This is a genomic window from Enterobacter sp. 342, assembly GCF_036663495.1.
GTDB lineage: Bacteria > Pseudomonadota > Gammaproteobacteria > Enterobacterales > Enterobacteriaceae > Enterobacter.
Genome location: NZ_JAWUEI010000100.1, coordinates 1 through 1,536, shown reverse-complemented (window position 1 = coordinate 1,536; position 1,536 = coordinate 1). Strand labels below are relative to the sequence as shown.

The following is a 1,536-nucleotide window of genomic DNA, read 5'->3' as shown; positions in this document are numbered from 1 at the left end:
TCATGATGTCCCTCTGGGATGCGCTCCGGATGAATATGATGATCTCATATCAGGAACTTGTTCGCACCTTCCTTAGGTAACCTAGGGTCTCCAACATTTCCCCCGGAGCATTCAAAAATAGTCGTATATGCAGCACAAATACGGAATGCCATTGTTGCCGAAATGTACGAACCCGATGCGTATAAAGGAAAAACCTGCTCTATTCGTATCTATCTTCAGCCTGATGGTTCAGTGAACAGTGCGACAGCAAAAGAGGGTGATGCAAAATTGTGTAAAGCAGCCATTTCAGCGATTACACGAGCGAAAATACCCGCCGCACCAGATAACGAAACATATCAGAGGGTCAAAAATGCCGCTCTTGATTTCAGACTATAGAAATGAAGTTTGAGGTGGTTATTGAGGAAATGCCCTATTGTGATCTATCCGTAATCCGTTTTTTCATCGCAAAGGTCGGGTTGTTGCAGCGACACTGATATGTCGCTGCAAGCTTTGCGATCTCAATGTAATTGACTGATATTTAACATAAAACGCATTATCGGTACTTTGAAGTGTATAGCATTTGCTATACGTTCGTGTTGTGTTATTCTTGTATATCAATTGCTATACAAGAGAGGTGTGTATGAAATCAGATGTTCAACTCAACCTAAGAGCTAAAGAGTCTCAGAGAGCACTCATCGATGCTGCTGCAGAGATCCTTCATAAATCGCGAACCGACTTTATCCTGGAGATGGCCTGCAAGGCTGCGGAGAATGTGATCCTTGATCGCCGTGTTTTCAATTTTAACGACGAACAGTATGCAGAGTTCATCGATATGCTCGATGCACCAGTCGAGGATGAGCCCGCCATTAATAAACTACTGGCAAGGAAACCTCAGTGGGACGTATAACCACGCCCGAGCCGTTATCCAGCTCTCATCAGCTGGCTGAGTTCGTCAGTGGAGAGACAGTCCTCGATGAATGGCTAAAACAGAGAGGTTTAAAAAATCAAGCTCTTGGCGCTGCCCGAACGTTCGTTGTTTGCAAGACGGGTACGAAGCAAGTAGCTGGTTTTTACTCTTTGGCCACCGGTAGCGTTAACCATACGGAAGCGACAGGTAGTCTTCGGCGTAACATGCCAGATCCTATACCGGTGATTATACTCGCTCGCCTGGCGGTAGATGTCTCATTGCACGGAAAAGGGGTTGGCGCCGATTTACTCCACGATGCAGTGCTACGGTGTTATCGCGTAGCTGAGAACATTGGGGTTCGTGCGATAATGGTTCATGCGCTTACTGAAGAAGCCAAAGGTTTCTATGCTCACCATGGATTTAAGGCATCACAAACTCATGAGAGGACTCTGTTTCTAAAGCTTCCATGACTGGTTGCTGGAATGGGAAAGTAGCTGGTTACCTTCTTAACATATTGATTTTTATGTTATTTGTTTTAATATTTAACATAATCTTTGTTATGCGCACCAAGATTGTCAGCACAAAGCGTTATTGTCGTCTCAGCACAATTCACACGCGTCGTGTACGCTAAGCCTTCATTTTGCTCAGCA

The 1,536-nt window shown here is 44.9% G+C and carries 3 protein-coding genes; all 3 read left to right on the top strand.

Going from position 1 to position 1,536, the window contains the following annotated elements; all coding sequences use genetic code 11:
- The first annotated feature begins 57 nt into the window (after positions 1-57).
- A complete protein-coding gene (tolA, locus tag V6E55_RS25390) occupies positions 58-375 on the top strand; it encodes a cell envelope integrity protein TolA (RefSeq protein ID WP_224440782.1) in 318 nt (105 codons plus the stop codon).
- A gap of 244 nt (positions 376-619) precedes the next feature.
- A complete protein-coding gene (locus tag V6E55_RS25385; RefSeq protein WP_003026799.1) occupies positions 620-886 on the top strand; it encodes a type II toxin-antitoxin system TacA family antitoxin in 267 nt (88 codons plus the stop codon).
- A complete protein-coding gene (locus V6E55_RS25380) occupies positions 874-1,356 on the top strand; it encodes a GNAT family N-acetyltransferase (RefSeq protein WP_003026803.1) in 483 nt (160 codons plus the stop codon). Before V6E55_RS25385 ends, V6E55_RS25380 begins: the two co-directional genes overlap by 13 nt.
- Positions 1,357-1,536: the final 180 nt, after the last annotated feature.